General features: G+C 36.5%; 21 protein-coding genes. 10 read left to right on the forward strand and 11 right to left on the reverse strand.

The window, feature by feature from the left end; translation table 11 throughout:
- Positions 1 to 508 precede the first annotated feature (508 nt).
- Positions 509 to 1,171, reverse strand: a complete 663-nt coding sequence (locus tag N0B48_RS07145) for a DUF2461 domain-containing protein (RefSeq protein ID WP_259837860.1) — start codon at positions 1,169 to 1,171, stop codon at positions 509 to 511.
- Between the two features lie 565 nt (positions 1,172 to 1,736).
- Between N0B48_RS07145 and N0B48_RS07150 the strand changes: the two genes are divergently transcribed.
- The 9 genes from N0B48_RS07150 (at position 1,737) to N0B48_RS07190 (ending at position 12,468) form a co-directional block, all read left to right on the forward strand.
- Positions 1,737 to 3,464, forward strand: a complete 1,728-nt coding sequence (locus N0B48_RS07150; RefSeq protein ID WP_259837861.1) for a DEAD/DEAH box helicase — start codon at positions 1,737 to 1,739, stop codon at positions 3,462 to 3,464.
- 149 nt (positions 3,465 to 3,613) lie between these two features.
- A complete protein-coding gene (locus tag N0B48_RS07155; protein ID WP_259837862.1) occupies positions 3,614 to 4,252 on the forward strand; it encodes a DUF47 domain-containing protein in 639 nt (212 codons plus the stop codon).
- A gap of 19 nt (positions 4,253 to 4,271) precedes the next feature.
- A complete protein-coding gene (locus N0B48_RS07160; protein WP_259837863.1) occupies positions 4,272 to 5,414 on the forward strand; it encodes an inorganic phosphate transporter in 1,143 nt (380 codons plus the stop codon).
- A gap of 103 nt (positions 5,415 to 5,517) precedes the next feature.
- The gene (locus tag N0B48_RS07165) at positions 5,518 to 6,489 is read left to right on the forward strand and encodes a polyprenyl synthetase family protein (protein ID WP_259837864.1); all 972 of its coding nucleotides are present in this window, start codon (positions 5,518 to 5,520) and stop codon (positions 6,487 to 6,489) included.
- 92 nt (positions 6,490 to 6,581) lie between these two features.
- A complete protein-coding gene (locus N0B48_RS07170; protein ID WP_259837865.1) occupies positions 6,582 to 7,541 on the forward strand; it encodes a GSCFA domain-containing protein in 960 nt (319 codons plus the stop codon).
- A complete protein-coding gene (locus N0B48_RS07175) occupies positions 7,534 to 8,061 on the forward strand; it encodes a DUF4269 domain-containing protein (protein WP_259837866.1) in 528 nt (175 codons plus the stop codon). Before N0B48_RS07170 ends, N0B48_RS07175 begins: the two co-directional genes overlap by 8 nt.
- Before the next feature lie 4 nt (positions 8,062 to 8,065).
- Complete coding sequence (locus N0B48_RS07180) at positions 8,066 to 8,830, forward strand: TatD family hydrolase (RefSeq protein WP_047453653.1); 765 nt, start codon at positions 8,066 to 8,068, stop codon at positions 8,828 to 8,830.
- 9 nt (positions 8,831 to 8,839) lie between these two features.
- Complete coding sequence (locus N0B48_RS07185) at positions 8,840 to 9,994, forward strand: hypothetical protein (protein WP_259837867.1); 1,155 nt, start codon at positions 8,840 to 8,842, stop codon at positions 9,992 to 9,994.
- A 530-nt stretch (positions 9,995 to 10,524) separates the two neighbouring features.
- A complete protein-coding gene (locus tag N0B48_RS07190; RefSeq protein ID WP_259837868.1) occupies positions 10,525 to 12,468 on the forward strand; it encodes a S8 family serine peptidase in 1,944 nt (647 codons plus the stop codon).
- Positions 12,469 to 12,574: 106 nt separating this feature from the next.
- Here N0B48_RS07190 and N0B48_RS07195 read toward each other — a convergent pair whose 3' ends face one another.
- From N0B48_RS07195 to N0B48_RS07220, 6 genes are all read right to left on the reverse strand, one after another.
- Positions 12,575 to 13,867 carry a DEAD/DEAH box helicase gene (locus N0B48_RS07195; RefSeq protein WP_259837869.1) on the reverse strand — a complete coding sequence of 431 codons (1,293 nt, stop codon included), beginning with the start codon at positions 13,865 to 13,867 and terminating at the stop codon, positions 12,575 to 12,577.
- A gap of 87 nt (positions 13,868 to 13,954) precedes the next feature.
- On the reverse strand, positions 13,955 to 14,443 hold the full coding sequence (locus tag N0B48_RS07200; protein ID WP_259837870.1) for a DUF6438 domain-containing protein: 489 nt from the start codon (positions 14,441 to 14,443) through the stop codon (positions 13,955 to 13,957).
- Positions 14,444 to 14,508: 65 nt separating this feature from the next.
- Complete coding sequence (locus tag N0B48_RS07205; RefSeq protein WP_259837871.1) at positions 14,509 to 15,282, reverse strand: hypothetical protein; 774 nt, start codon at positions 15,280 to 15,282, stop codon at positions 14,509 to 14,511.
- Positions 15,283 to 15,285: 3 nt separating this feature from the next.
- Complete coding sequence (gene obgE / locus N0B48_RS07210) at positions 15,286 to 16,269, reverse strand: GTPase ObgE (protein WP_223605871.1); 984 nt, start codon at positions 16,267 to 16,269, stop codon at positions 15,286 to 15,288.
- A 67-nt stretch (positions 16,270 to 16,336) separates the two neighbouring features.
- Positions 16,337 to 16,915 carry an adenylate kinase gene (locus N0B48_RS07215; protein WP_034728921.1) on the reverse strand — a complete coding sequence of 193 codons (579 nt, stop codon included), beginning with the start codon at positions 16,913 to 16,915 and terminating at the stop codon, positions 16,337 to 16,339.
- Positions 16,916 to 17,070: 155 nt separating this feature from the next.
- Positions 17,071 to 17,625 (reverse strand): phosphoribosyltransferase, encoded by a 555-nt coding sequence (locus N0B48_RS07220; RefSeq protein ID WP_034728922.1) that lies wholly within the window; start codon positions 17,623 to 17,625, stop codon positions 17,071 to 17,073.
- A 386-nt stretch (positions 17,626 to 18,011) separates the two neighbouring features.
- Here N0B48_RS07220 and N0B48_RS07225 point away from each other — a divergent pair, with 386 nt between their 5' ends.
- Positions 18,012 to 19,601 carry an ABC-F family ATP-binding cassette domain-containing protein gene (locus N0B48_RS07225; protein WP_259837872.1) on the forward strand — a complete coding sequence of 530 codons (1,590 nt, stop codon included), beginning with the start codon at positions 18,012 to 18,014 and terminating at the stop codon, positions 19,599 to 19,601.
- A gap of 464 nt (positions 19,602 to 20,065) precedes the next feature.
- Here N0B48_RS07225 and N0B48_RS07230 read toward each other — a convergent pair whose 3' ends face one another.
- From N0B48_RS07230 to N0B48_RS07245, 4 genes are all read right to left on the reverse strand, one after another.
- Entirely contained in the window at positions 20,066 to 21,001 is a 936-nt protein-coding gene (locus N0B48_RS07230) for an alpha/beta fold hydrolase (protein ID WP_259837873.1), read from the reverse strand.
- A gap of 103 nt (positions 21,002 to 21,104) precedes the next feature.
- Entirely contained in the window at positions 21,105 to 21,404 is a 300-nt protein-coding gene (locus N0B48_RS07235; protein ID WP_259837874.1) for a type II toxin-antitoxin system RelE/ParE family toxin, read from the reverse strand.
- Positions 21,401 to 21,652 (reverse strand): type II toxin-antitoxin system ParD family antitoxin, encoded by a 252-nt coding sequence (locus tag N0B48_RS07240; RefSeq protein ID WP_259837875.1) that lies wholly within the window; start codon positions 21,650 to 21,652, stop codon positions 21,401 to 21,403. The genes N0B48_RS07235 and N0B48_RS07240 overlap by 4 nt, the downstream gene beginning before the upstream one ends.
- A gap of 27 nt (positions 21,653 to 21,679) precedes the next feature.
- Positions 21,680 to 22,567, reverse strand: coding sequence for a DUF4238 domain-containing protein (locus N0B48_RS07245; protein WP_259837876.1), 888 nt, complete (start codon positions 22,565 to 22,567; stop codon positions 21,680 to 21,682).
- Positions 22,568 to 22,705 lie beyond the last annotated feature (138 nt).

Consider the following 22,705-nt stretch of genomic DNA (forward strand, 5'->3'; position numbering starts at 1 on the left):
GCGCAGATTCTTTTTTTGTAAAACTTTAGGCTAAGCTAAGCTGATTTGACGGTTCTCTAACACGCTCACTTACTCGAATCAATGCCAATTGATTTCTCTTTGCAATCTTAAAATTTTACATTCAAAAAATCAACCTTTGTGTGGTAAATAGCAATAAAGAAATACACTTTAAATTTAGGATAAAATATTAATCTAAATAACAGGCAAAAAATAGGCTTTGTGCTGATACGTTGATATAGTTAAATGTTTAATAATCGCAAGGGTAGACAAAGTTCTTTTGAAATGAAACAATTTTAATAAAGATAAACAAAGGCATTTCATTTAAAAAAGTAAAACAAATAAATTGTGAAATCCTCAAAAATTTAGAGGTTCTTATTTTAATAAAAATCCTGTATTTCGGAAATAAGTGAAACGCCTTTGTCTACCTTATTTTAAAGAAATTAAAATCAATTCTTTGTTTTTCTTTGCGTGAAATAAAGCCTATATAGCACTTTTATTAGTGAATGTTTTAAATAAAAGGCGTATTCAGGAAATCATTGAAAGGCTTCATCAGTTTAAAAATCTTCGTTATATTTTTCGCTGCATTTTTATCCATAACTTCCTCATCTTTCAGGTTATAAACCACAATAAAGTTTTTCAGCTTTAAATAGTCTCCCATCGGATCTTCCTTTTCAAACCCCTGAGGAATTTTTTTCAGTTGATCATCCTGATCAAGCTCCGGGAAATGTTTCTTAAAGTCCTTCTGATTGATGATTTTCAGAAAATCGTCTCCATATAATGAGATTTCCTTTCTTACTTCTTTCAGAACGGAAGATTCAGGCATATAAATACCACCGGCAAGAAAAGATTTTCCAGGTTCCATATGAAGATAGTAGCCACCTTTCTGACTGCCTTTTCCCATCCCTAAAGAGGCTCCGAAATTGGTTTTATACGGGATCTTATCTTTTGAAAATCTAGTGTCCCTATAAATTCTGAACAATGCTTTTTTACCGTCAAGCTTACCTAATTCTTCATCGAATTCAGCCATTTCTTTGATCAGTTCATCGAGAAAAGAGATGACGTTTCCCTGAGATTCTGTGTAAAGGTTTTTATTTTCTGTAAACCACTCACGGTTGTTATTGTTGGTCAGGTCTTTTAAGAATGTAAAAGTTTCGGGCTTTATGATACTCATATTTTTGAAAGTTTAGTGTGGGGAAGGGTGTGATTTTATTTAACCAAGTTAAAAAATAAACTCAGGCTGACCAAGAATTAAGCGGGTGTATTTTTATTTTTGATCAACCAGAATGGCATGTTAAATCTTAAAAATACGAAAAAATAAAGCTGTAATCTGATGAAAAAAGGAATTTAGTGTAGAATCCGAGAAAAATAATTGTAACTTTGAATAAGGTTCAAAATGATAGTAAATCGAACATTCTTAAAGGATTAGAAAATCTCGGAATGCCACCATGGATACTGGAATATTTCGGCGATAACAAATCATGGTAATAAAAAGAAAAATTTACATTCGATGATCCTATTTTTGAAAATTCATAAATAATACAGAAAAAATCAATCCAATTTAATAAAAAAAAATAATGTTTAACATGTTTTTAACGCAAAGGCCATTTTTTTGGATTTAATTTTTTAAAAATTAAAAATATATTAAAGGATTCTGAATTAAACTTTACATATTTAGAACTTTATTCAAAAACAAGTCAAATATTTGTTGTATATTTGCAAAAATTTTAAAATATTTAATGAATTTATTTACGGAGTCCAATTTAAGTCCTGATATCCTTAAGGCAGTTGGCGAACTGGGTTACGAAAGCCCGACAGAAATCCAAAAACAGACTATCCCTTTCATTCTTTCAGATATTCGCGATTTGATCGCACTTGCGCAGACAGGGACAGGCAAAACAGCAGCGTTTTCGCTTCCGATTTTGGATATGATTGACGAAACGAGTCGCAAAATCCAATTTTTGGTGCTTTGTCCGACACGGGAATTATGTCTTCAGATTTCTAAAGACATAAAAAATTATTCCAAGTACATGAAAGACATCAAAACCACAGCGGTTTACGGTGGAAGCAGTATTATGGATCAGATTCGTTCTTTAAAGGACAAGCCACAGATTATTGTGGGTACTCCGGGAAGAGTAATCGACCTTATCAACAGAAAAGCACTTGATTTTTCTGCGATTCATTGGTTAGTTTTAGACGAAGCTGATGAAATGCTTTCTATGGGTTTCAAAGACGAGTTGGAAACAATTCTTAGAGAAACACCGGATACAAAGCAAACTTTCTTATTCTCGGCAACGATGAATAAAGAAGTGGAGAGAATTTCTAAAAATTATCTTACCAATCCTCACCGTATTTCTGTGGGTTCTATTAACGAGGTTAAGAAGAATATCAAACACGAATATTACGTAGTAGGATACCGTCAGAAAAAAGAAGCTCTTAAGCGATTGATTGATGCGAACCCGAACCAGTATTCTATTCTTTTCTGTAGAACAAGAATGGAAACTCAGGAGGTTGCTGATTTCTTAATGCAGAACGGTTATGCGGCAGATGCCCTTCACGGGGATCTTTCTCAGGCGCAGAGAGATACAGTAATGAAGAAATTCAGACTGAAAAACATCGATATTCTTGTAGCGACTGACGTTGCAGCAAGAGGATTGGATGTAGATTCATTGACTCACGTTATTCACTACTCTTTACCGGATGATCCTGAAGTTTTTGTACACAGAAGCGGAAGAACAGGTAGAGCAGGGAAAGATGGTATTTCAATCTCTTTGATCAAGCCTGAAGAAAGCAGAAAATTAAAGCAAATAAAATCTACAACGAAAATTGATATCGTTGAGAAATTTATTCCAACGGGTGATGATATTATCAAAGCTCAGGTGGGAGGTGTTTTTGAAAAATTATTTACAGAACACGAAGAAGATATCTTTGAATTCAATGATAGCTTAATCCCTGATTTGAGTGCGTTCACCAAAGAAGAGCTGGTACATAAATTACTACAGTTCCAATTGAAAGATCTTGCTCTTTACTACAAAGATAAGCATGACCTTGCTGAGCAGAAACTGAGCAGCAGAGATGATGACTATTCAAGAAGAGACAGAGGACGCGATAGAGATAGAGACAGCAGAGGAAGAGATCGTGACCGTGGAGATCGTGACGTAAGAGGAAGCAGAGATGGCGGAAGAGAACGTGGCGGAAAACCTAGAAGAAAGAATGAAAACATGGTAAGATTCTTCTTCAACCTAGGAAAAAAAGATCAATTGAAAAAACTTGATGTTTTGGATATTATTAATAAAGCGACTTCACCAGCTGGAGGTAGCAAGAAAAGAGCAGAAATTGGTGATATTGAAATTTTAGAGAAATTCTCTTTCTTTGAAATTGAAAAATCATTTAAAGGAGAGCTTTTGAATAATATTGCATCAATGAAATTCAAAGGAAAAGATATGAGAGCTGAAGAAGCAAATTAATACTCATTCTACACTATACAAACCGGCTTTTAGCCGGTTTTTTTGTTTGATAATCAGGTGTTAATCGTATGTTAACAAAACTTAATGTCATATAGTTTCAGGGCAAATCCTTTTTTAGGAAATTTGCAGCAAATTATAAATACATAAAAATGGGAATTGGTAATATTTTCCACGCTTTTCAACCAAAAGATAAAATCTTCTTTGTGCTTTTTGAAAAAGTAACGGAGAATTTAGTGGCAATGTCTGAAGACTTTAACAACGGGATCAGAGATTTCGATCTTAACGACGACACGATGTTAAAAAGAATGAGCGACTATGAACACAAAAATGATGAGCTTACACATGAAATTTTCATTGAACTAGGAAAAAACTTCATTACGCCGTTCGACCGTGAAGATATTCACACCCTGGCAACCGGCCTTGATGATATCGCTGATTACATCTACGCTTCCACAAAATACATCTTCTTATACAAATCGCCTGAGATGAAAGCATATTCAGATTTCTCACTCCTGATTAACAAGGCATGTCTTGAGATTCAGAATGCCATGAAAAATCTTAAAGGATTTAAGAATATGGATCAGGTAAAAGAAGCTTGTATCAAAGTAAATTCTATTGAAAACATCGCAGATGACCTGCTTTCCAATTCAATGGTAGATTTATTTGAGACCAATGATGCCATCAACATTATCAAAATCTCATCTGTACTTAATTATCTTGAAATAGTAACTGACAAAGCTGAGGATGTTGCCAACACGATTGAGAACATCATGATTAAATACGCTTAAACAATTATAACTAACAGAAATGGAATTTCCGATTTTACTTACGGTTATTATTGCCTTAGCTTTAATTTTCGATTATATTAATGGTTTTCATGATGCAGCCAACTCCATTGCCACCATTGTATCTACAAAGGTTTTAAGCCCTTTTCAGGCTGTACTTTGGGCGGCTCTTTGGAATTTTGCAGCTTTCTTTATCGCTGCTTATATTATTGGAGAATTTAAAATTGGTAATACAATTGCCAAAACGGTCAATGAGAACTTTATTACATTAGAAGTAATATTTTCCGGTCTTATCGCTGCGATAGCTTGGAATCTTTTAACATGGTGGTTTGGAATTCCATCATCATCATCACATACTTTGATCGGTGGATTTTTAGGAGCTGCCCTGATGCATGCTTTTATGATGGATTATCACGAAGTTGTGGCTACTCACCCTGATTTAGGAACATGGGAGACTATTAAAGCAGCCTGCTCTCAGGTTGCCCAGCAAAGTGTTGTTAAATTTGATAAAGTGATTCCTATTTTCCTGTTCATTTTTATGGCTCCGATTATTGGGATGATTATTTCAATTATTATCACTTTAATTATTGTTCATCTTTATAAAAGATCAAATCCGTATAAAGCAGATAAATCATTTAAGAGACTACAGTTGGTGTCTTCAGCTTTGTTCAGTTTAGGACATGGTTTGAATGATGCACAGAAAGTAATGGGTATTATTGGAGCAGCGATGATCTACTATCACGTCAATATGCTTAAGGATCCTGTTTATCTTAGTATTGAATCTGCAGCCCGTTTTGATTATTTTGCCCAGCATTATATTTGGGTTCCTTTGGTTTCTTTCATTGCCATTGCATTGGGTACTATGAGTGGTGGTTGGAAAATCATCAAAACAATGGGAACTAAGATTACAAAAGTAACTTCACTGGAAGGAGTAAGTGCTGAGACAGCAGGAGCAATCACTTTGTTCATTACTGACCATTTTGGTATTCCTGTATCTACAACGCATACCATCACCGGTTCTATCATCGGAGTAGGATTAACGAAGAGAATTTCTGCCGTGAGATGGGGAATTACCGTAAGTCTTCTTTGGGCTTGGGTATTAACAATTCCTATTTCGGCAATTGTTGCTGCGATTACTTATCTTGCTGTAACGTTTTTAACTTAATTTTAAAGTTGAAATATATAATATAAACTTTGTCCTTCGGGGCAAAGTTTTTTGTTTTATAAAGCCTCGAAAAATTGTATTTTTGTTCAAATTATAAGATTTTATGGAATTTTTAGACAGATACCAGCAGATCGTTGCTGAAGCCATTACGAAGTATACTTTTAAAGACAAGCCTGCAGAACTTTATGATCCGATGAACTACATCATTTCCCATGGCGGAAAACGTCTTCGTCCCATTATGGTACTAATGGCGTGCGACCTGTTCGGCGGAGATCTTAAACAGGCGATAAAACCGGCATTGGCAATCGAATTTTTCCATAATTTCACCCTGATCCATGATGATATTATGGATGAGGCACCCTTAAGAAGAAATAAACCTACCATCCATACCCTGCACGGAATTAATGTAGGGATTCTTTCCGGAGACGGACTGATGCTAAAAGCGTATAAATTTTTTGAAGATCTTGAACCTGAAATTTTCAAGGCATGCATCAGAATATTTACCCATACCGGACTTCTTCTTTGCGAAGGACAGCAGTATGACATCAATTTTGAAACTCAGGAGGACGTAACGTATGATGACTACATCAGAATGATTACGTACAAAACAGGAGTTCTGAGTGCATCTTCATTTGAAATAGGAGCGCTTATTGCAAGAGCTAATTTTAAAGATGCCAAAGCTATTTTCAATTTCGGAAAACATATCGGTATCGCATTCCAGATCATGGATGATTATCTTGATGTATTCGGAGACCAGGCTCAGTTTGGGAAGAAACATGCCGGAGATATTTACGAGAACAAAAAAACCATTCTGTACCTTTTAGCGAGAGAACATGGGACAGACGAAGAAAGAAAAGAATTGGATCACTGGTATGGTAAAAAGACCGATAATATTGATAAGGTATACGGCGTAGAAAAGATCTTCAGAAGAACGAAAGTTGATGAGAAAGCATTACGTCTGATCCAAAAACACAACGAGATCGGGCAGAGCTATCTGGAGAAGATCAATATCCCGGAAGACAAGAAAAAACCTTTTGCCGAACTGGCCAATTACCTGTTGAGAAGAGAAAGCTAATAAGATCGTAGGTGATAGGTAGCAGGTTGCAGGTCTCATAGTCCATGGATTATCACCTGCCACCTGCTATCTGCTATCTGCTACCTAATACAATGAAATTCAGAACCGAAGTAGACATTCCCCCATCGGAAAAAAAGATTGATGTTGAAGATAAAATATTTTCAATAGGATCATGTTTTGCTTCAGAAATGACAGATTTATTGGGCCAGGGACAGCTTCAGACAGTCAATAATCCTTTTGGAACTATCTTTAATCCTTTTTCGATCAGTAATGCGGTCAAAAGGCTTCATGATTCGGAGTTTTATACCGAAGATGAGCTGATCACATTTAACGATGAATTTATCTCTCTGGATCATCACAGCAGCTTCGACAGAAGATATATCCACCAGACGCTTGATAAAATCAATGCAGGGATAGAAGTGGGAAACCGCTTTCTGCAGGATGCAGGCTGGGTAATCATCACCTATGGAACTTCATTTATTTATGAATTCATTCCAAAGAAAAAACTGGCCGCCAATTGTCACAAAATTCCGCAGAAGTTCTTTGAAAAAAGACTGCTTTCGCATCAGGAACTTACAGATTCCATATATAATACGGTTTTAAACCTGAAAGATATCTGCCGCGACGATGTACAGATCCTGTTTACTGTTTCTCCGGTCCGCCACACCAAAGATGGAATGATTGAGAACCAACTGAGCAAATCCAAACTGATCACAGCCGTACATGAAGCGATTTTACAGCTTGAAAACTGCCATTATCTTCCCGTTTATGAGATCTTAATGGATGATCTGCGCGATTACCGTTTTTACAAGGAAGATCTGATTCATCCGACTTCACAGGCTGTCAATTACATCTTTGATAAGTTCGGGGAAGCCTGTTTTTCTGATATGACGAAAAGTTTTATCAAGGAAAGTTTTAAGATCAATAAAGCACTGGAACATAAAACAGAAGACGATAAGGACCCGAAATATATTGAATTCAGGGAAAAGCTTGATGCAAGAATTGAAGCTCAGCGCGAAAAAGTAAGACACAAAATATTTTTAAATGATTGATTTTACTAATATTGAATACCTGAAATCGGGCAATGAAAGACAGAAAAGAGCCTATGATGTCCTGAAAAAATATCAGGTTTTTGAAAAATTAAAAGACTATTCTCCAGTTCTGGCGGGAACAATTCCCATTGAAATTGATATCGAAAGCAGTGATCTGGATATTATTTGCGAAGTAGATCTTGAATGTGAAGAAGACTTTTTAGATGAAATCGCTATGAGGCGATTAATGCCGGGAGATACAGATGTAAAAGTTGAAAATATTGTGGTACGCGGAGAAAAAAGCATCGTCCTGAACTTTATGCTTGAAGAATTTCCCATAGAGATTTTCGGACAAAATACGCCTTCCATTGAACAGAATGCTTACCGTCATATGGTGGCAGAATACAGAATATTACAGGAAAAAGGAGAAGATTTTAAACATGAAATAATAGAACTGAAGAAACAGGGAATAAAGACAGAGCCGGCTTTCGGCCTGCTGATGGAACTGGAAAACCCTTATGAAGATCTGTTAAAATTTTAAAAAAATGATTGATACACATACCCATTTATACGCAGAAGAATTTGATGAAGACAGAAAAGAAGCCATTCAAAGGGCAGTAGACAAAGGAATCACGAAGTTTTATCTTCCTGCTATCGATTCCGAATCCCACGGAAAAATGCTTCAGCTGGAAACAGAATATCCAGGGCAGATCATTTCCATGATGGGGCTTCATCCATGTTATGTAAAGCCGGAATCCTGGGAAAAAGAACTTGAAACCGTTAAAAACTACCTGGACGAAAGAGATTTTCCTGCGATAGGAGAAATTGGGATCGACCTTTACTGGGACAAAACGACACTGGATATTCAGGTTAAAGCTTTTGAACAGCAAATCGACTGGGCCATCGAAAAAGACCTTCCGATCGTCATCCATACAAGAGAAAGCTTTGATGAAACATTCGAAGTGCTAGAAAGAAAGAAACATCCGAAACTTCGAGGTATTTTTCATTGTTTTTCAGGAGATCTGGAACAGGCGAAACACGCCATTGATCTCAATTTCATATTGGGAATAGGAGGTGTAGTGACCTTTAAAAACGGAAAAATTGATCAGTTTCTGAATGAAATTCCTTTGGATAAAATCGTTCTGGAAACGGATTCACCTTACCTTGCTCCGGTTCCACACAGAGGAAAAAGAAATGAAAGCTCTTACCTTGATCTGGTAGCCGGAAAACTGGTCAATATCTACGGCAAAGACTTTACAGAAATCGACAGAATTACGACGGAAAACGCAGTAAGAATTTTTGGAAACTAAGAATTTCAGATGGATAGAATTTTAACTTATACGAAAAACGGCGCGGCAAGCAGTTTCATGCTATTTGCAGTCTATTTTGTGATTAATTTTTTATTCCTGACCAAATACGGCATCCGGCAGTCAATTGTTCCGCTCAGTATTTTGGTTGTTGCCTTTGTTGCAGTCCATCTTTTTTTGTTTTTTCTGATAAAAAATGAACTGTTGTCCAAAAAAATCAATGTAAAATTCATCTATCTGTTAACGGGTATTTTAGGAGTGGGGTATATTGCTTTATGCCATATCTTAAAAGATCCGTTTCAGTTGAATATAGACCGATGGCAGACGCTGGATTTTTCGTTAGATTACTGGATTCACGGGAAATATATTTATGATACCCGTAATTTCATGGGGAATTTATCCTCTTATCTTCCCGGTCAGCTTTTGCTGGCTCTTCCTGCCTATCTTTTGGGAAATGTCGGCTATCTTCAGGTAGGTGCTTTTCTATTGTTTTCTTACGCTGTTATGTTGGAATTTAAAAGTAACCTGATCAGGTTCACAGCGATATTGATGTTGGGAATGTCCCTTTCCTACATTTATGAAGCAGTCTGCAAAAGTGATTTTATTTCTTCTTTTATTTTCGCAGCGGCATTTATCCTTTTCTGGCATAGTAAGTTTAAAGATAATTATTTTCAGAAACCGGTACTTTTGGGGATATGCCTCGGTATTTTATTTCTGACCCGTAGTGTAGCCGTTATTCCACTGATTATTTTCTTGTTGAAACCTTTTTTAGCAACAGATACAAAACGTAAAATAAAAACAGTGGCAGTCTTTCTGCTAACCGTAGCTATATTGTTATTGACCGTTTTTTTTCCAGCTAAAGATCTGGATTACATTATAAAGTACAACCCACTGACTCTTCAGGGGCAGAGCAATAAATTTGTTATGCTGGTTTTTCTTGCAGCAGCTGTGTTGGCATCGTTTTATGTCAGAAAAATAAATGATGTATTCTATTTTTCAGCATGCATTGTTTTTTTAACGATGGTAGGTTTTGTATTGGAAAAGTATCTGGTTTTTGGATTGGGCTTTCAGGATAACCTTTTTTCAACCACGTATCTGGCGGCATGCCTTCCTTTCAGCATTATTGCTTATTGCTTTTCAGTTCGGAAAGAAGTCGAAAAAGCTTAATTAATTCTAATTCACGAATAAATTTTCACGTAAAGTCAATGCCGGAAATGCAGTACAGCTTTCCAGGTATTTGGAGGCTGCTAAAACTTTAAAAACTCCGCTATTTCTTTACGTACTAAAAAAACTATCAAAACCGACTGTATTGATAGAAAATTCTACTATCCACCGCATTGAATAACGAATTTATATTATTTTGAATCCTGTTTCACTCCCAAACATGTCTTAATCTGGAATCTTCAGGTTGTATTCAAGAATCTTATTGAACTGCCAGCTTAGCATGAAAAATAATTTGTATAACAGCTGTTTTTAAATAGTAAACTCACATGGTTGAGATATTTTATTGTTAACTTTTTTATTTTCAACTATTTGGTATTCAGTTTTTTGATAATTAATTGTTGTTAATCGCTGTCAGGGAATCGCTGAAGATTTACTTTAAATAATATCTTTGAAACAGATCGAAAATAAAGCTTTACATAAAATAAAATCTGTTCAATGTGAAGTATAAGTAAACACAAACTATTCAACTTATTATGAAAAAAAGAATTATTTTGTTAGGTGCTGTCATGGCTGCCGGCGTTGCAGTCACGAATGCCCAAACCCGTGAAGAACTTGCCCTAATCGTGGAAAAAACCAATGTCTCCGAACTTGGAAGGATGGCAAAAGAGAGTGAAATACGGTTTAAAAGCGAAAAAAGGGAAGCTCTTCTATTCGCTAAGAAGAATAACATTCCTGTAATTATCGAGAACAAGGATGGCTCTATGTCTGAATTGATGAAAATAGTCAATGGGAACCCCATTTACTATACCAATAGCAATACGGCTGCTGCAAAATCAACAAGAGCCAATCATTTACATCAGGGAGGCAGCTTGGGCCTTAGTCTTGCCGGAGAAAATATGACTGCCAATGTCTGGGATGGCGGCGGTGTCAATATTGGCCATCAGGAATTTGGCGGTCGGGTAACCATTGGAGATAATGCAACGCAAAATAGCAATACAATGAATAATAGGCACGCTACCCACGTGTCAGGAACTATAGGGGCAGCCGGAGTAAAAGCGACGGCAAAGGGAATGGCTCCTAGGGTTACTATTAAAACATATGATTGGAATAATGACCTGTCTGAAATAAGTACAGCTGCTTCTCAGGGGCTTTTAATTTCCAATCATTCTTATGGGTACAGACCTGATCTTGTGGAGGACTGGAATTTCGGGGCTTATATTACGGAGTCAGCCAAAGTGGATGAAATTCTTTTTAATGCACCCTATTATGTAATATGTAAGGCGGCTGGAAATAGTGGTTCAAGCGGTTATAATGCCAGTGCACTAGGTGGATCTTCAACTGCTTTTGATAATCTTAGTGACACTGCCACATCAAAAAATGCAGTTGTAGTGGCTAATGCCCAGGATGCCTCGATCGATAGTAATGGAAAGTTAACATCAGTATCTATTAACTCTTCCAGTAGCCAGGGTCCTACTGACGATTTACGCATCAAACCGGATATTACCGGAAATGGAACAAGTGTTTATTCCTGCACAGCTTCTTCCCAAATAGCTTATGAATCAATGACTGGTACTTCAATGGCTTCTCCCAATGTTACCGGAACTTTAATTTTAGTTAATCAGCATTTCAAAAACGTAACCGGAAGTTATATGCTTGGAGCAGCATTAAAAGGTCTTGCCCTTCATACTGCAGATGATGCAGGAGCAGCTGGTCCGGATGTCAATTTCGGATGGGGACTGTTGAATGCGAAAACTATGGCTGAAACCATCAACAATCGTAATACAATCGCTCTAATTTCAGACAAAAGTCTGGCAGGTGGGGCTAAGGAAACAGTTTATATCAATTCTGATGGAGTTACTCCTATAAAGGCATCCATTTCATGGTATGATCGTGCCGGAGCTATACAAACCTCTGCTTCACATCTTAACAGTACCACAAAGAGACTGGTTAATGATCTTGATCTTCGTATTGTAAGCAGCTCTAATGCAAGTACCTATTATCCGTGGACTCTTACTTCAAGATCTGCCAATGCCAAGCAGGATAACAACAGTGATAACTTTGAACGTGTAGATGCCGGAGTACTTCCTGCAGGACAATATGCAGTGACTATTACACATAAAGGAACATTAACCGGAGGCTCGCAGAATTATACTTTGATTGTGACCGGTAAAGCTAATCCTGTTGCAGCGGTTTTAAAATCTTCTGAGATTAAAAATTCTTTAATAGAAGCAACTGCAGCTAATCTGATGAGTGTATATCCGAATCCCGCTAAAAACGAAATTAATGTACGTCTTAAAGCTAAAGGAGACCAATCATTAATGTTGAATGTTTTTGATGCTTCAGGAAAACAGGTTCTTACTCAGAAAGCAGCTGAAGGTGTTAATAAAATCGATATCTCACGTATCCCGGCAGGTGCTTATATCCTTTCTGTGGACGGCGGGAAAGAAAAACTTACCCATAAATTTATTAAACAATAGTAGTATATCATTTTATAGAAAAATAGGCTATCTGATTCAGATAGCCTATTTGTTATTTTGTTTCTACACCCAATACAGAATATTTGATCGTAAAATAACTTATGATTTATTTTTTTCTGGTGAAATTCTTATTCTTAGGTTTCTTGGTTCCTGTAGGAGCGCTGCCAGCTGGCTTATTATTGTTATTCTGGGGTTTCGGAGACCTTGGTCTTCTGTCACCACCAGCGGCCATAGGCTTGTTGTTGGAATCTCTTTTCTGTGCGATCAGATTTTCGGTATGGAAAGGATGATCCTTTACCACAGGAATTTTCTTCCCGATCAGTTTCTCTGTATTTCTTAAGTTTAAAAGATCCAGACTGTCTACAAAAGAGATAGAAGATCCTTCAGCACCGGCTCTTCCCGTTCTTCCGATTCTGTGAACATACGTTTCGGAAACGTCGGAAAGTTCGAAATTGATCACATATTTCAGTTCATCAATGTCAATACCTCTTGCAGCAATGTCTGTAGCGACCAGAATCCTTGTTTTTCCGGACTTAAAATTACTCAGGGCATTCTGTCTTGCATTCTGAGATTTATTCCCGTGAATGGCTTCTGCTGAGATATTATCTTTCTGAAGTTTTCTTGCAATTTTGTCGGCACCGTGTTTCGTTCTGGAAAATACCAGTACAGAATCAGCGATCTCGTTCTCCAGAATATGAGAAAGAAGGTTCAGTTTGTTATCTTTATCTACAAAATAAACTGCCTGCTTGATCGTTTCTGCAGTGGAAGAAACCGGAGTTACTTCTACTTTTACAGGATTATTCAGGATAGAGTCTGCCAGTTTCTGGATTTCAGAAGGCATGGTTGCAGAAAAGAATAATGTCTGTCTTCTCTGTGGAAGAAGTTTGATCACTCTTTTTACGTCATGCACAAAGCCCATGTCAAGCATTCTGTCAGCTTCGTCAAGAACAAAGATCTCAATGTTCTTTAAGCTGATGATCCCCTGAGCGATAAAATCGAGAAGTCTTCCGGGAGTTGCTACCAGAATATCGATGCCTTTTCTCAGGGCAGCTTCCTGATTTCCCTGCTTTACACCTCCGAAAATAACGAGTTGTTTTAGCGGAAGATATTTTCCGTATGCATTAATGTTTTCCTCGATCTGGATGGCAAGTTCTCTTGTCGGCGTTAAGATCAGGGCCTTTATATGATTATTTTTGGTCTTATTCTTTGATAAATTCTGTAGGATAGGAATAGCAAACGCCGCTGTTTTTCCTGTTCCTGTCTGTGCACACCCTAAAAAGTCGCTGCCTTTTAAGATTTCAGGGATAGATCTCTCCTGAATGGGCGTGGGATTCGTATATCCCTGTTCTTCAATTGCTTTAGCAATAGGTTCTATTAAGTTTAGGTCTGTAAAATTCAAATGAACTGTTTTTTTAATTTAAAATAAAATTCCCTCAATGTGAAGGAATTATATGGTACAAAGGTAGTCTAAATATTTTTAAGCGGATCATTTTAGTTTTGTCCACTGCTGGTTATGTCTCAGGTCTTCAATGAAGAGATAGACTTTTCTCAGCTTTTCACTTCCTCTTTTGCCGTAGTCTTCTACATTTTTGGAAGTTCCATCCGTAAAATTAATCCTCAGATATGAAGTGGAAAGATCTGTGATATTTCTTGATCCGTACTTATCCTGAAGGTTTTTAACATCAAGATCGTTCAGTAAAGAAACGAGTTTGTTGTAATCAGATTCTTTAATTACGGCTTTAAAAGTTCCTTCCCTTGGTTTTGAAAATTCACCTTTAGAAAAATCTTTAGAAAAATTAAAATGCTCGGCTTCCAGTATGGCCGTCCTGTCTGGATTGATGGTCATCGTGAAAATAGGGCAGGATCCAAAACATGCACCTGCCTGATATTCAATTTTGGAATATTTTGATTCCGTTTTTTGTGTCGTGCACGAAAATAAAAATATCAGTGCACAAAGGCTTAATACATATTTCATAGGGAATGGTTTCTCTGGGGTGTTTCAATAATTATTCCAAATAGAGTCTGCTTCAGTAGTGAACTTTACTCCAGAGATGAAACGCAGCAGCCTTTAGTGAATGATAATCGTAACAGTACCGGGTCAATATTCATTGATTCATAGTACTTTGTTCTCTTTTTAGCGGTGTTGTAATAAGAATAGCTCTTGATTTCCCCTTTGTCAAAGGATATTTTATTCTTGAAGAATAAAGGTTCCATATCAAACAGGATATTGTTATTGAAGTCCTTATCCGTATTGGCAATGTCGAGTTCAATCACTGCGACATTCGTTTTTCCTTTATGAATAAGGTTGTACTTATAATGAATCAGATCGTTTTCCGCTTTCTTTTCCACCAATTCCAATACCTGATCGGTTTTTGCCTTTTTTCTTTTCCTGATATCGGCAATTTCCGACTCCAAAGGAATATCACCCTTGAAATAATCGAAATTTCCGGGTTTAATCTCTTTGTTTTCGTCTTTGATCAGAACAGGAAGAACAGGATTGGTATCTTTTTTTAAATTATAAATGAAACCGTTTCTGCTGTTGTTAAAAGACAGAACAGACAGGTCAACGTCATTCGTGTAGTATTCGATCACCTCATCCACTTCATTACTTGTACCCTGATCAGCAATTTTATGGTATGTTAATCTTTTGTTGAATTCAAACCTGAAAAACGCTTTATCATTAAAAGGTGCAGGTTCATCCAATCTGGGTGCTTCCATGAATGAATCACCACCCTGAGCATGTGCTGAGGAAGGCAGAAGAAATGAAACAAAAATAACAGCGGGTGCTGTTATTTTCTTTAATGAGTGTATCATCTTTTATCCGTGAAGTTTTTTCCAGATTGCATCTTTCAGTTCTACAAGGCCTTCTCCCGTAACACCGGAGAAGAATAACGGTTTTCTGTTTTCCGGGAATTCAGCTGAGATTTCTTTTTTCAGCTCTTCATCAAGAAGGTCCGATTTAGAAATCGAAATGATGAAATCTTTATCCAGAAGTTCAGGATTGTATTCCGTTAATTCATTTTCCAGAATTTTAAACTCCTGAAAATGACTTTCAGAATCAGCCGGAATTAAGAATAATAAGATGGAATTTCTTTCAATATGTCTTAAGAATCTGTGTCCTAAACCTTTTCCTTCAGCAGCACCTTCAATGATCCCAGGGATATCAGCCATTACAAATGATTTGTAATTTCTGTAATCCACAATACCAAGATTGGGAGTCAATGTCGTAAATGCGTAATTAGCGATCTTTGGTTTGGCAGCTGATACAGAAGCAAGAAGGGTAGATTTTCCGGCATTTGGAAAACCAACTAAACCTACATCGGCCAAAATTTTAAGCTCGAAAACCACAAATCCTTCCTCACCATCCATTCCTGGCTGTGCATATCTTGGGGTTTGGTTGGTAGAAGATTTGAAGTGCTCATTTCCTTTTCCTCCTTTTCCTCCAAGCATCAAAGTGATTTCCTGTTTATCTTCAAGAATTTCGCCGATAATTTCTCCTTCTTCATTTTTAGCGATCGTCCCGATAGGAACATCGATATAAATATCAGCACCGTCAGCACCGGTCAGCTGGCTTTTCGCTCCGTTTTCACCACGTTCCGCTTTGATGTGGCGGGTGTATCGAAGTGGAAGTAAAGTCCATTCCTGAGCATTTCCTCTCATGATGACGTGTCCGCCACGACCTCCGTCGCCTCCATCCGGACCGCCTTTAGGAATATATTTTTCACGGCGAAGGTGGGCAGAACCTGCACCTCCGTGTCCGCTTTTACAATGGATCTTTACGTAATCTACAAAGTTAGACATATAGTTTGTGTTGCGGGTTGCGGTTTACGGGATTCGAATTTTTCCAATCCCGTACACCATATACCGATTATTTAATTTTTTCGACTTCAGCGAAAAGCTTTTGGGAAATTTCAGCAATTTCTCCTACGCCGTTTACTTCAACATATTTTCCCTGTTGCTTGTAAAGTTCGGCTACTTCTGCTGTTTTAGTATAATATTCTTTAATTCTGATTTCAATGATCTCTACATTGCTGTCGTCAGATCTTCCGCTGGTTTCACCTCTTTTCAGAAGTCTCTCCACTAAAGTTTTGTCTTCTACCACGAGGGATAGGCAGATATCAATCTTGTCGTTCAGTTCCTCTTTTACGATGGTTTCCAAAGCTTGCGTCTGAGCCGTAGTTCTTGGGTAGCCGTCAAAGATAAATCCGTTGGTATCGGTTGGCTTTCTAAGCTCGTCGATCAGCATATCCGTTGTTACCTGATCCGGAACCAGTTCTCCCTTATCGATGTAAGACTTAGCTAGTTTTCCAAGCTCGGTATCGTTTTTCATGTTGTATCTGAAAAGGTCACCTGTTGAAATTTGCTTTAAGTTGAATTTTTCGATCAGGTTTTGAGCTTGTGTTCCTTTTCCACTTCCTGGAGGGCCGAACAGAACAATGTTTATCATAATGTTAAAGGGCTTCTGGCGATGGGCAGCTAGCTTTTGGCTTTTACCATTAGTCTAACCTGCTTTTAGCCTCTAGCGTTTTTAAGTTATTATTAAATTAATTTCTTTATTTTACTTTTTTAGGCTAAAAGCTATCAGCTAATAGCCAACAGCGTTTAATGGTTGATTTGTCCCTCTTCCAGTTGATACAGATTGGCAAGGTTTCTTCCTATCTCATCATAATCAAGTCCATAACCAAGAACAAACTTATTTGGAATTTCTTTTCCGATATAATCCAGTTTGAAATCTTTCTTGTATACATCCGGTTTCAATAGGAATGAAGCCAGTTTTACAGACTTCGGACGTTGTGTTTCTGTGAAATATTTGAATAAGCTTTCAACCGTGTTTCCGGTATCTACGATATCTTCCACAAGAATGATGTGACGGTCTTTCACGTCTTTAGTCAGTTCCATTTTCTGGTAAACGATCCCTGTAGATTCAGTTCCTGCATAAGAACTCATTTGAATGAAAGCAATCTCGCATTCACCGGGATAATATTTTAAAAGATCTGAGAAGAACATGATCACCCCGTTCAGAACCCCGATGAAAACAGGAACTTCATCCTTGTAGTCTTCATAAATCTTTAAAGCTGTTTCTTTTACAATTTGCTGAATCTCGGCGTCCTTCAAATAAGGAACGAAAGTTTTGTCGTGAACTTTAATGCTTTCCATAAAAAATTTTAGTAGTTGGCAAAGTTACGGTTTTTTGATCAAAATCTTTTCTACTTTTGCACCCGATTTCATAATGCCCCGTTTAAAGAGGATGCATTAAAAATTTTAGCAATATAAAATCTGTGATTATATTCAATTGTCCCGTCAATTCTACGATTGGCCATCTTTCAGAAGGAGGGTAATTCTGATCTGACAAATTTTAGTCAATCTCAAAACAGGGTAAAAGTCATATGTTTTTTATCAGGAAAAAGAGGATTGGTAAGAATTTGTTATCTTTGCAGTTCCAAAACTCAATTATACAGACATGTAGGATTTAATTTCTTTTCAATGTTATCAAACAGTGACCGATGCGTTGCTGATGTTTAATTATTACTAAGAAATAAATCATGATTTTACTGCAAAATATGTCCTACGGGTTTCCGGGAGGAGACCTTCTGTTTAATTCTATCCATTTAACAATACCAGCTCATACAAAATCGGCGCTTGTCGGAAGTAATGGTGTAGGGAAATCTACATTGCTGAAGATGATGGCCGGGGAAATTCAGCCATCAGAAGGGAATATAACCGTTAAAGGCGATATATACTATGTTCCGCAGATGTTCGGGAACTTTGATCATCTTACCATTTCAGAATGTCTTAAAATTGACCAAAAACTGAATGCTCTCCAAAAGATTACCAGTGGTGAAGTGGACGAAGCGTATTTTGAAATATTAAATGACGACTGGGATATTGAAGAACGCTGTCAGACCGCTTTACATGACTGGAAACTTGAAGGTCTGAAATTGAACCAGAAACTGGAAAGTCTGAGCGGAGGTCAGAAAACAAAAGTTTTCCTGGCAGGAATTCAGATCAATAATTCTGACCTTATTTTACTGGATGAACCTACAAATCATCTCGACCTTGAAGGCAGAAAACTCTTATACAGTCTTATCGAAAAAATGGATGCTCAGGTCGTTATGGTGAGCCACGACCGCACACTGCTGAATCTTGCTGATACCATATTTGAATTAAGCAATCAGGGGATTTCAACGTATGGTGGCAACTACGATTTTTATGCTGAACAGAAAGAAATAGAGGAGGGAGCACTTCATAATGATATTCATGCGAAAGAACGGGCTTTAAAAAAAGCAAAGGAAAAAGAACGCGAAACCATAGAACGGAAGCAAAAGTTGGATGCAAGAGGAAAACAGAAGCAGGAAAAATCCGGAGTCGCAAGAATTATGATGAACACCCTCCGCAATAATGCTGAGAAAAATACATCCAGATTGAAAGGAGTTCATGCTGAAAAGATCAGTGGGATTTCCTGTGATCTTCGGGATTTGCGTTCCTCTTTGAAAAACTCTAATCAGATGAAAGTGAATTTCAATGATTCCAATCTGCATTCCGGAAAAATATTGATTAGTGCAGACGATATTAATTTCAATTATGGGACTGAAACTCTTTGGAAAAATAATATCAATCTTGAGATCCGTAGTGGAGAGAGAATTTCAATTAAAGGATCCAATGGTTCCGGGAAAACGACCTTGCTGAAAATGATGTTAGGTAATCTAGATCCGTCAGAAGGGAAAATTACGAGATCAGAGTTTAATACGATTTATGTTGATCAGGAATATTCTCTGATTGGCCAGGATATCAGTGTTTATGATTTTGTTCAGGAATTTAATGACAGTGCAATGCAGGAATCCGAGGTGAAAACACTGCTGTCCAGATTTCTGTTTGGAAAGAAAACCTGGGATAAAAAATGTGGAGTTCTAAGTGGAGGAGAACGGTTGGGGTTGCTTCTGTGTGGACTTTCTATCAGTAGTAAAGCCCCGGATATAATCATCCTGGATGAACCTACGAATAATCTTGATCTGCAGAACGTGGAAATATTGACGGCTTCTATTAAGGATTATAAAGGGACATTGCTGGTGATTTCCCATGATGAGATCTTTCTGGAGGAGATAGGAGTGGAAAGGGAGATTGTTTTGGATTAGATGGTGTTCTAGTGATGTTTTTTTGCTCCCGCTGATTCCGCTGATTTTGCAGATGTTTGTGTTTTATTGGCTATTGATTTCAACCTTATAGGTTTTTAAAACCTAGAAGGTTTGAGCGTGAAAAGTATTTACTGTTGGATTATCGCAAAGGCGCAAGGGATTATTAAAAGTGTATTTTTAAGGCGCAAGAAAATCGAAGATTTTCAGCATGGTTGAATATGTAGATAAGTATTCGGTAATAAATATTCAGTTAACGGTATTCAATTTTATCGGAGATGAAATTTTTACATTTTTGTCATTGTGAGGAGTGTAACGACGAATCAATCTCATGCTGTATATTTTGATGATCTGAATTAGATTGCTTCGCCTACGGCTCGCAATGACAAAGTTTTCTATGAACCAGACTATTTAAATAGAATAGGGGAATCCGACTATCTATTGGTAAAGATGGAGTAATGTTTAGTTTATAAATGCTTTGAAATCCACTGAAATATTTCATTGAAGACCTCTTGTCTGATTTCCTCATTTAATATTTCGTGGCGCATGTTGGGATAAATTTTGGCACTGATATCTTTAAACCCATCCTGCTTTAAATAATCAACGGTTTTCATGACTCCTTTGCTGAAATCTCCGATCGGATCATTCTGTCCACTGACAAACAGAAGAGGGAAAGATTTTGGAATAGAAACTGCCCAGTTTCTTGCCGTAGCTTTTTTATAAATACTGAACAGAGCATAAAATGCATTGTTTGTAAAAGGAACTCCGCAAAGTTCATCTTCAGCAAAAGCTTTTCTGTTGGCCAGATTCAGGCTCAGCCAGCTTGTATCGCTGAAGTCTTTATCTTTCTTAAAGGGCTTATTATTGACTGTATTAAAAAGGGTATTGAGATACGTAGGATAATGTGGTGCTATTTTATTGGCTAGTGAGAGATATCCATTGATTAAGTTGATACCCGCCAAAGGACCTCCGGTTCCAGTGATAATTGCTCCAGTAAATTTACCACCAGCTCTCTGAAGAAGACAGCGTGTCACAAATGATCCCATAGAATGGCCAAGCACAAAATGAGGAACATCCGGATATTGATGTATAAGATGGTCGCCCATTGCTTCAGCATCGGAAATAAGCTTTTCATCCGGTTGCTTCAGTTGAAAAAATCCGATGTCTTTTTTATCCTTCACCGATTTTCCGTGTCCCAGATGATCATAGGTAAGAACGGCTATTCCCTGATCTGCAAAATAGTTTGCGATTTCAGCATATCTTCCGCTGTGTTCCTGCATACCGTGGATGATCAGCAAAGTAGCTTTTACAGGAACTTGATTGGGCGTGAAAAGGGTGTGGAAGAGCTTTGTTTCGCTGGCGGGAGATGGGGAGAGGTAGGAAGATGTTTGTGATGATCTCATGGTGGGAGGAGCTTTGGTTATTTTGGTATACGACCAAAGATACTGAATAAATAAATTTCATTGAAGATCAGCGGAGGTTTTTATAATGATTGAAATTTTTAATCTATTCATCCAATCTCATTGAAATATCCATTTGCTGATGAAGAATTCTGATGATTTCAATTTCATCATCTTTTAAATTGATTTTATAAAATATAAAGTGTGATTTTACTCTGGATCGGAAATATCCTTTTCTGATTTTACTGTAATCTTTTCCGGATTTTGGATTTTTAGATAGGTATTCAATTTCATTGAGTAGCAAATCAAAATAATGGTCTGCTTGCTTTAAAGACCAATTCTCGAAAGTATATAGCCATATTTTTTCTAAATCATCTGATGCTTCCTTACTTATTCTGTAATTCATGATTCAGCAGAATGTTTTTGATGAAGATTCTTGAGAAATTCTTTGCGGTCAAAATTCTCAACAAATCCAGATTTTTCTCCTTTTTTTAATTCGTTGATCAATTCTTTTTTCCTAGATTCTTCATATTCAAACAATCTCAATGCATTTCTTATCACCTCACTTGCTGACGAGTATTTTCCAGATTTTATTTGTTCACTAATGAAATTATCAAAATAATCTCCTAATAATATGGATGTATTTTTTGCCATTGTGTTAATTTTTATCAAATGTACCAATTATTGGTATTTAATCAAAAAAAAATATATTAAGTTATTGAATAGTATTTCTTTGTATTGAACTAGAGAATAATTATGTTCTTTATCAAGTTCCATTAAAAAATCAATATAACTTTCATCATTAGTTGCTAAATAATTTGTTGACTGCTTTAATAAGATTAAATCTATTAAATGATGTAATTGATGATTGAATTTTTGGGTTAAATTTCTTTTCACAAAAATTCTATTTTTTGAAATAGGGAAAATATAATCATCTTCATATACTTTGATGTCATTACTTTTACTGAAAATTATTGGAGAATCAGAGCAAATTGAGGGTAATTCTTTTGGTCTACTAAATATGTGATATTGCGTGTTGCAATTAAATCCACGAATAGAATCTAATAAAGAATTATAAAGTTTATATGCTTTGTAAAATTGAGGTTCATTTTTAAATTCTTCACTTAATTCCTCATTGTGATTACCATTTTTATCAATGATTTTAAGACCTAATTCTTCAAGGTTATATTTTTTAATATAATCTTGAAGAATATTTCTATTAAATGGAGATCTCCAATAAATTTGGCTTACAAAATTATTAAGATAAGGCATATCTTTTTCACTAACACCAAATCTATTTCCAAAAGTGTTGGAATTAATGCGTTGAAAAATCTTGGCGGTACTGTTGTCAACTTTTTCATAAAATTTTTCCATGAAATCATTTTCTCCAAAATCTGTTACAATGGTATTATCTTTTAGTATATAAAAATGAGAAGAAGGAGAAAAAAGTTTTCCTTTTTGCTTGAATTTTTTTGTTTTTACGTTGAAGATTTTAAATTGTTCATTTTCATTTGTAAATCCTTTAAGATAAAAGACGGGTAAGAAATGATGTTTTTGAGATTGACTCATCTTTATAGTTATAAATAAATCAAATATAATGATGATGAAGTAAAATACTATTATAACTAAAAATTATAATTATGATTTCCACCCACCCCAAAATAAAATCCCCCCATAATTTGCCCACCCTATTTTTAAAAAGTAATT

This window comes from Chryseobacterium herbae, assembly GCF_025154075.1.
Lineage (GTDB): Bacteria > Bacteroidota > Bacteroidia > Flavobacteriales > Weeksellaceae > Chryseobacterium > Chryseobacterium herbae.

Bases quoted from the DNA above. Each gene is read 5' to 3' on its own strand.
- N0B48_RS07165 (WP_259837864.1), top strand. From the start codon at position 5,518: ATGGAATTTTTAGACAGATACCAGCAGATCGTTGCTGAAGCCATTACG.
- N0B48_RS07220 (WP_034728922.1), bottom strand. From the start codon at position 17,625: ATGGAAAGCATTAAAGTTCACGACAAAACTTTCGTTCCTTATTTGAAG.
- N0B48_RS07230 (WP_259837873.1), bottom strand. From the start codon at position 21,001: ATGAGATCATCACAAACATCTTCCTACCTCTCCCCATCTCCCGCCAGC.
- N0B48_RS07235 (WP_259837874.1), bottom strand. From the start codon at position 21,404: ATGAATTACAGAATAAGTAAGGAAGCATCAGATGATTTAGAAAAAATA.
- N0B48_RS07145 (WP_259837860.1), bottom strand. From the start codon at position 1,171: ATGAGTATCATAAAGCCCGAAACTTTTACATTCTTAAAAGACCTGACC.
- N0B48_RS07155 (WP_259837862.1), top strand. From the start codon at position 3,614: ATGGGAATTGGTAATATTTTCCACGCTTTTCAACCAAAAGATAAAATC.
- N0B48_RS07185 (WP_259837867.1), top strand. From the start codon at position 8,840: ATGGATAGAATTTTAACTTATACGAAAAACGGCGCGGCAAGCAGTTTC.
- N0B48_RS07160 (WP_259837863.1), top strand. From the start codon at position 4,272: ATGGAATTTCCGATTTTACTTACGGTTATTATTGCCTTAGCTTTAATT.
- N0B48_RS07245 (WP_259837876.1), bottom strand. From the start codon at position 22,567: ATGAGTCAATCTCAAAAACATCATTTCTTACCCGTCTTTTATCTTAAA.
- N0B48_RS07240 (WP_259837875.1), bottom strand. From the start codon at position 21,652: ATGGCAAAAAATACATCCATATTATTAGGAGATTATTTTGATAATTTC.
- N0B48_RS07175 (WP_259837866.1), top strand. From the start codon at position 7,534: ATGATTGATTTTACTAATATTGAATACCTGAAATCGGGCAATGAAAGA.
- N0B48_RS07170 (WP_259837865.1), top strand. From the start codon at position 6,582: ATGAAATTCAGAACCGAAGTAGACATTCCCCCATCGGAAAAAAAGATT.
- N0B48_RS07150 (WP_259837861.1), top strand. From the start codon at position 1,737: ATGAATTTATTTACGGAGTCCAATTTAAGTCCTGATATCCTTAAGGCA.
- obgE (WP_223605871.1), bottom strand. From the start codon at position 16,269: ATGTCTAACTTTGTAGATTACGTAAAGATCCATTGTAAAAGCGGACAC.
- N0B48_RS07205 (WP_259837871.1), bottom strand. From the start codon at position 15,282: ATGATACACTCATTAAAGAAAATAACAGCACCCGCTGTTATTTTTGTT.
- N0B48_RS07200 (WP_259837870.1), bottom strand. From the start codon at position 14,443: ATGAAATATGTATTAAGCCTTTGTGCACTGATATTTTTATTTTCGTGC.
- N0B48_RS07190 (WP_259837868.1), top strand. From the start codon at position 10,525: ATGAAAAAAAGAATTATTTTGTTAGGTGCTGTCATGGCTGCCGGCGTT.
- N0B48_RS07225 (WP_259837872.1), top strand. From the start codon at position 18,012: ATGATTTTACTGCAAAATATGTCCTACGGGTTTCCGGGAGGAGACCTT.
- N0B48_RS07215 (WP_034728921.1), bottom strand. From the start codon at position 16,915: ATGATAAACATTGTTCTGTTCGGCCCTCCAGGAAGTGGAAAAGGAACA.
- N0B48_RS07180 (WP_047453653.1), top strand. From the start codon at position 8,066: ATGATTGATACACATACCCATTTATACGCAGAAGAATTTGATGAAGAC.